General features: G+C 63.1%; 4 protein-coding genes and 1 pseudogene. All 5 read right to left on the reverse strand.

The window, feature by feature from the left end:
• Positions 1 to 402 precede the first annotated feature (402 nt).
• The 5 genes and pseudogenes from F4Z81_02065 to F4Z81_02085 all read right to left on the reverse strand — a co-directional run bounded on the left by F4Z81_02065 (position 403) and on the right by F4Z81_02085 (position 6,174).
• Complete coding sequence (locus tag F4Z81_02065) at positions 403 to 2,280, reverse strand: HAMP domain-containing protein (GenBank protein MXW03833.1); 1,878 nt, start codon at positions 2,278 to 2,280, stop codon at positions 403 to 405.
• A gap of 8 nt (positions 2,281 to 2,288) precedes the next feature.
• On the reverse strand, positions 2,289 to 2,966 hold the full coding sequence (locus F4Z81_02070; protein MXW03834.1) for a response regulator: 678 nt from the start codon (positions 2,964 to 2,966) through the stop codon (positions 2,289 to 2,291).
• Between the two features lie 208 nt (positions 2,967 to 3,174).
• Positions 3,175 to 3,813, reverse strand: coding sequence for an endonuclease III (gene nth / locus F4Z81_02075; protein MXW03835.1), 639 nt, complete (start codon positions 3,811 to 3,813; stop codon positions 3,175 to 3,177).
• A 147-nt stretch (positions 3,814 to 3,960) separates the two neighbouring features.
• Positions 3,961 to 5,682 (reverse strand): annotated as a pseudogene (gene polX / locus F4Z81_02080) (DNA polymerase/3'-5' exonuclease PolX).
• A 105-nt stretch (positions 5,683 to 5,787) separates the two neighbouring features.
• Positions 5,788 to 6,174, reverse strand: a complete 387-nt coding sequence (locus tag F4Z81_02085) for a hypothetical protein (GenBank protein MXW03836.1) — start codon at positions 6,172 to 6,174, stop codon at positions 5,788 to 5,790.
• Between the last annotated feature and the right edge of the window lie 261 nt (positions 6,175 to 6,435).

Genomic DNA, 6,435 nt, shown 5'->3' on the forward strand with positions numbered 1-6,435 from the left:
GAATGGTTTTGCCACCGGCCCGCACCAGCGCGTTGCCGTGGCGGGAACTACGGCGAGACGAACTTGCGTCGCGTACGCACAGTAAGCCGCACCTGTCACTAACTTCCTTCGAAACGGTTCAGTCGGACGCGCGCGTCCGCGCATCGTGCGACTGCCTTCAGAAGCCTGGCCGGAGTCCTGCGTATCGGGGTCTTGTTCCCGATGGTTTATTTTGTTTTTTGGGTTATGTACCCAATAAATATCAGAAGGGAAGCACTGTCAAGGGTAAATGTGTTTTTTGATCCAAAAAACACAGGAAACAAAGCGGAAGAACACGGCGGTCCGTTGATCGAGCACAGACCATGAAACGAGCGGTCCCGGCCAGCACATCCCACCGGGTGCCGCGAGTGGGGATGGTGTGGTCTAAGTGGTTCCACCCGTGGTAGTTTCGCCGACCGATTCTCCTGGCGTGCGGGCGGGGCGTCCGGTCACTTCGGACTGTTCGTCTTCCGACGGCTCGTTTTCGGTCCACGCGGGCAGGGAGAGGTAGAAGGTCGCGCCTTCGCCGAGCCTGCTCTCGACCCATGCCCGGCCGTTGAGCAGTTCCATGGTGTGCCGGACGATCGCCAGGCCCAGGCCGGTTCCGCCCAGGGCCCTGGACCGCGCCCGGTCAACCCGGAAAAAACGTTCGAAGATCCGGGGAAGCGCCTCGGACGGAATGCCCGGTCCGGTGTCGGAAACCGACAGGACGATCTCATCGACCCGCTCCTCGGTGCCGATGGTAATCGATCCGCCATTCTCCGTGTATTTCACGGCGTTGTCCACCAGATTGGACAGGGCCCGCTCCATGAGTTCGGGATCTCCGCGGGCCGGCCTGTCCGTTTCGAAACGCAGGGAGAGCGCCAGTTGCTTGCGGTCGACCTGTTTCGCGAAAATCTCGGCAACCCGTTCCGAAACCCGGTCCAGGCGGCAGGAGGTGAATTCGACCTCGTACCGGCCCGATTCTATGCTGGACAGTTGCAGCAGGTCCTCGACCAGCGCCTGGAGCCGGTCGGCATGATGCTGGATGGACGTCATGAAACGGCGCAGCGCGGCGGTATCTTCCATGGCGCCGTCCAGCAGCGTCTCCACAAAACCCTTGATGGAGGTCAGCGGCGTCCTGAGTTCGTGAGACACGTTGGCCACGAAGTCCTTCCTGACCTGCTCAAGGCGGCGCAGTTCGGTCATGTCGTGGAACACGGCGACCACGCCGTGCAGCTGCTCCCCGATGCGTACGGGAGTCAGGTGTACCTGGAAGATGCGCTGGTTCCACTCCAGGGTCAGGTCGAACACGGTATCCTCGTGCAGGGACGGCGCCGAATCGATCGCGGCGTCCACCACGCTCTGCAGGTCGTGGTTGCGCACGACCTCGATCGGTCGCTTGTTCAGGCACCACGCGTCCACGTCCATCATGCGCTTGAAAGCCGGATTGACCATCAGGATCCGCCCTTCCGCGGAGGTCACCATTACGCCTTCCGCCATACCGGACAGCACCGCTTCGAGCTGGGCGTTCTCTTCCCGGATCCGCGAAAGCCTTTCCTTTGATTGCGCGGCCATCTCGTTCAGGGCGGCCGCCAGTGAGGAGAGTTCGACGTGCGCCGGCGCGGAAGCGGCGACCTCGAGGTCGCCGGCGGCCTGGCGACGGGCGACTTCCGTCATGCGTTCGATCGGTCGGGACACCAGTCTCTCCGTGCCCCAGCTCAGCACGACGCTCAACAGGAGGCCGATGCCAAGGGCCGCGAGCACGATCTTCCATATATGGGATTCGATCCAACGGAACTGCTGCAGCGGCAGCGCGACCCGAACTACGCCCCTTGCCTGTTCGGTGCGGAAGGGGACCGCCACATAGGCCATGTCGGTTTCCAGCGTGTTGCTGTAGCGGATGCTGTTACCGATCCCCGACGCGATGGCTTCGAGGATCTCCGGCCGGTCGCCGTGGTTCTCCAAGAGGGGAACGGACGAAAGGGGGATGGACGAATCACCGGCCACGACGCCGTCGTCCCGCACCACGGTTACGCGGGCGCCGCACTGCTCACCCAGGCGGTCCGCGATCGGATCGATCGTTTCGGGGGAAAGGGACGGAAGCGGCGTGTTTTCCAGGTAGGACTGGATCAGGCGGGCGTCATTGAGCAACTGCTCGCGGGTATGGCCGCTGACGTCCTCGCGGAGGGACGTGTTCAGATAGATGTACACGGCGCCCGCCACCACCAGGGTAAAGGCGACGTAGCCGACCAGGATCTTTGTCTGTAGCGAAAATCGCATGACAGGGCCTACCTGGCGAAGCGGTATCCGACCCCCCGCACCGTTTCCACCATGCCGGCGGCCTCGCCGAGTTTCTCTCGCAATCGCTTGATGTGGGCGTCCACGGTGCGTCCGTACCCCATGTAGTCATATCCCCAGACCACGTCGAGCAGTTCCTCCCGGGTCTGTACCCTGCCGCGCCGCTGAAAGAGAACGGCCAGGAGCTTGAACTCGGTGGCCGTCAGGGACACCGAGCTTCCCGATACGGACACGTGGTGGCCTTCCACGTCGATGACCAGGGATCCCGCCCGGACGGGGCCCGCGGTTTCCGGCTCGGTCCGGCGGCGCAGGATGTTCCGGATGCGCAGGGCGATCTCCCGGGGGCTGAAGGGTTTGACCACATAGTCGTCGGCCCCCAGTTCAAGACCGATGATCCGGTCGATTTCCTCGCTCTTCGCGGTCAGCATAAGGATGGGTATGAACCTCGTGCGTTCGTCCTGTTTCAGAATGCGGCAAACATCGGTGCCTTCGAGTCCGGGCAGCATGAGGTCGAGCACGATGAGATCAGGGGCCTCGTCGCGGGCTTTTTCAAGCGCGGCCGAGCCGTCCGCCGCCACGATGACGTCGAAGCCGGATTTCTCCAGATTGTACTGGATGATTTCCACGATATCGGGCTCGTCGTCTACGACAAGTATCGTTTGGCGCATTCCCCATCCTGTCTGCTTTCTGGGACCACCTCGCGCGCGTCCCGCGGGTCGAATTGTCTCGCGCGCGCGCCGCGGGCCATCGACACGCAGATCGACGCGCAGGCGGCTCATTCGAGGTATCCGAAATATACCTGGCGCGGGGTCTGTTGAAAACACAAAACGGCGGCCGGACCCGCGATCGGGCGTGTGTACGGGCAGGCAATAACGCCTACTTTGCCGAAGGGCACAGGTCGCTCAGGACACATTCGTCGCATTTCGGACGCCGGGCGATGCACGTCTTCCTGCCGTGAGCCGCCAGGAGGTGACCGAGGCCGGTCCAGTCCGATTCCGGCACGACCTTCATCAGGTCGCGCTCGATCCGGTCGGGGTCGGCATGTTTCGCGAACCCGAGGAGCCCGGACAGCCGTTTCACGTGGGTGTCCACGGCGATCCCCGGAATCCCGAAGGCGTTGCCGCGCACGACGTTGGCGGTCTTCCGGCCCACGCCGGCCAGATTCGTCAGGTCCTCCATGGCCGAGGGCACTTCGCCGCCGTGGAGATCGACCAACGAACGGCAGCATTTCCGGATATTGGCCGCCTTGTTGCGGTAGAAGCCCGTGGTGAAGATATCCGCTTCCAATGCATCGGGCGCGGCGTCCAGGTAGTGCCTGGGAGACGGATACTTCTTGAAGAGGGATTCCGTGACTACGTTTACCTGCTTATCCGTGCACTGTGCCGAGAGGATGGTTGCGACAAGCAGCTCAAATGGCGTTGTAAACCTCAATGCCGGTCCCACGTCGGGGTAGGTCTTCTTCAGGCGGGACAGGACCTCCGTCATTCGTTCACGCTGCGCTTTCACGGTCGGCATGTTTCAGCATCTCCTGTGGGAGTCGGGCCGGGACAGGCGGGGACTCATCGGAAAGGCCGGACTGCGCAGGAACTGGTGGACCGGCGGGACAGGCAGGGACCGGCGGGTCAGGCGGACCAGGCGAGCCACGCAGTCCATGCGGACGGCTCAACTCGCCGCCGTGCTGAGACGCCCGGTCTTCAGCCGGATCAGTTCTTCCGCCGTCAGGCTGTTCAGGAGTCGATCGGGCGTTACGCCGCCCTTGCGGACCATGGAGAGTCCGTATTCCACGTAGTCCAGTTCGTCCACGTGATGGGCGTCGGGTCCGATGCTGAACCGGGCGCCCCGGGTCATGCCGTAATCGAGATGCCGCCAGTCCAGGTCGAGACGGTGGGGATTCGCATTGACCTCTACGGCGACATCGTGAGCCACCGCTTCGTCGATGAGGCGGGCCACGTCCACGGCATAGCCGTCCCGGGCCAGCAGCAGCCGGCCCGTGGGGTGTCCCAGGATGGTCGTGTACGGATTCCGGATCGCCTTGACCATGCGTTCGGTCATGTCCGCTTCGGACATGTTGAACATGGAGTGGACGGAAGCCACGACCAGGTCGAAGGAGGCCAGGACCTCGTCCGGGTAGTCCAGACTTCCGTCGGGGAGGATGTCGGACTCGATGCCCTTGAGGATGCGGAAGTCGTCGTAGCCGGCGTTCAGTTTGTCGATTTCCTCCTGCTGCTCCATAACCCTTTCGATGCTCAGTCCCTGGGCATAGGCCGCGGTCCGGCTGTGGTCGCAGACCGCGATGTAGCGGTACCCTCGCGCACGAGCGCCCTCGGCCATCTCCCGGAGACTGTGCATCCCGTCGCTGTAGGAAGTATGGTTGTGGATCACGCCGAGGATATCCGCCTTCGAAGGCAGTTCCGGCAGCCGGTTTTCCGCGGCCATGGCGACCTCGTCTCCTCCTTCCCGCAGTTCCGGGGGTACGAACTGAAGACCGAGCAGGTCATAGATCACGGATTCGTCGGGACAGGGGATCACGGCGCGGTCGTGAATGACGTGCCGGTCGGTAATGGTGATCCCCCGGTCGTCGGCGTGCCGGGCGATCCTCGTTCGATGGCCTTCGCTGCCCGTCCAGTGGTACAGCGTGACGGCGAAGGTTTCGTCCGGCACGCAGTGGACCCGCACGGGCAGACCGGATGGACCGATGACGGTCAAGTCCCGGCCGTCCTGCTCCCGCACCTCTCCGAAACGATGCAGGATGGGCTTGATCCCCTCCGCGTCGGGATGGCCGACGACGAGGTCTGCCTCGCGGATGACTTCCATCCTGCGCCTTACTTCTCCGGCGACCTCGGCGCGCCAGACGTCGGGGTGGCGGAGCAGGTCGTCCGCCAGGGATTTCGCCTCCTTCATCGCCCGGTCCAGGAGATGGAACCCGCGCGAACGCTTGATCAGGTCGATCCCCTTGAGCACGCGCTCCTGGGTCTTGGCGCCGAATCCGTCCAGCTTGACGAGGCGGTTCTCCCGGCAGGCGTATTCCAGTTCCCCCACGGTATCGATGTCGAGATGGTCGTAAATCGTCCGGATCTTCCGCGCTCCGAGACCGGAAATCGTGAGCATTTCCTGGAACCCGGCCGGCACCTCCTGAACGAGGGTCTGATGATAGCTCGACTGCCCGTCCCGGACGAGTTCGGTGATGTGGCGCACCATGGAAGCGCCCAGGCCGGGGACCTTGCCCAACCGGTCTTCGTTCACCATATCCACTACCGGTTCAGAGAGGGTCTCCACGCGGCGCGCGGCGTTCGCATAGGCGCGGGTCTTGAAGGTGTTCTCGCCCTGCAGGATCAGGAGCGATCCGATCTGGCTGAGTACCTTGCCGATCTGTTTGTTGGTCATGACTGGATTCCGTCCTGGCGCGTCTGACGTCCTGGCGCGTCCTGACGTCCCGGCGCGTCCTGACGTCCCGGCGCGTCCTGACGTCCCGGGGCATTTGCAATGTGCTCAGCGCGCGGTGCGGGCGTTCTCACGGCAGGCTTCGACGAATTCCGGCAGCCTTTTCACGAATTCCGATCTCGGCACGGCCTGTTCGCAGCCCGCCTCCCGGGCAAGTACGAAGGCCTCGGGCCGCGTGTGCCGTCCGTAGGCCATCATGGGTACGTCCCTGGTCGCTTCACCGGCCTTCAAGTGCGAGATCAGGCCAACGGCGTCGGTACGCGAAAGATCGAGATCCACGATGATCGCGGCGGGTGGACCTCCCTCGGAGTCACCCGGGATTTCGCTCGCTTCCGCCGCGAAGCGCGGCTTGCCGCCAAGTTGTCGGATGGTCTCTCCGATCTTGGCGGAGAAGAACAGGTCGTCTACCACGACGAGAATGGTATGGTCAGGCATCACGGCTCCAGGCTCGCATCACGCTGGCTGACGGGGTTTCAACGTTTCGGCAGTTCGAATATACAGGCGGAAGTCGGCCGCAAACAAGGGGATTGTTTCGGTCCGGCTCGTGCTCCACGCGTGTTCCAGGGGTGGATCTGCAGGGACCCGTCCGGGCGAGTCTGCCGGTGCCTGTCCGGACGAGGCAGTCGGCGATCTCCCGGATGAGTATGGATTTTTTCCAATCTAATTGTTGACACATACATTATCAAATTATATATT

It is taken from the genome of Gemmatimonadota bacterium, from assembly GCA_009835325.1.
GTDB lineage: Bacteria > JAAXHH01 > JAAXHH01 > JAAXHH01 > JAAXHH01 > JAAXHH01.

Coding starts and splice junctions, on each gene's coding strand:
- F4Z81_02065 (MXW03833.1), bottom strand. CDS start 2,280: ATGCGATTTTCGCTACAGACAAAGATCCTGGTCGGCTACGTCGCCTTT.
- F4Z81_02070 (MXW03834.1), bottom strand. CDS start 2,966: ATGCGCCAAACGATACTTGTCGTAGACGACGAGCCCGATATCGTGGAA.
- nth (MXW03835.1), bottom strand. CDS start 3,813: ATGCCGACCGTGAAAGCGCAGCGTGAACGAATGACGGAGGTCCTGTCC.
- F4Z81_02085 (MXW03836.1), bottom strand. CDS start 6,174: ATGCCTGACCATACCATTCTCGTCGTGGTAGACGACCTGTTCTTCTCC.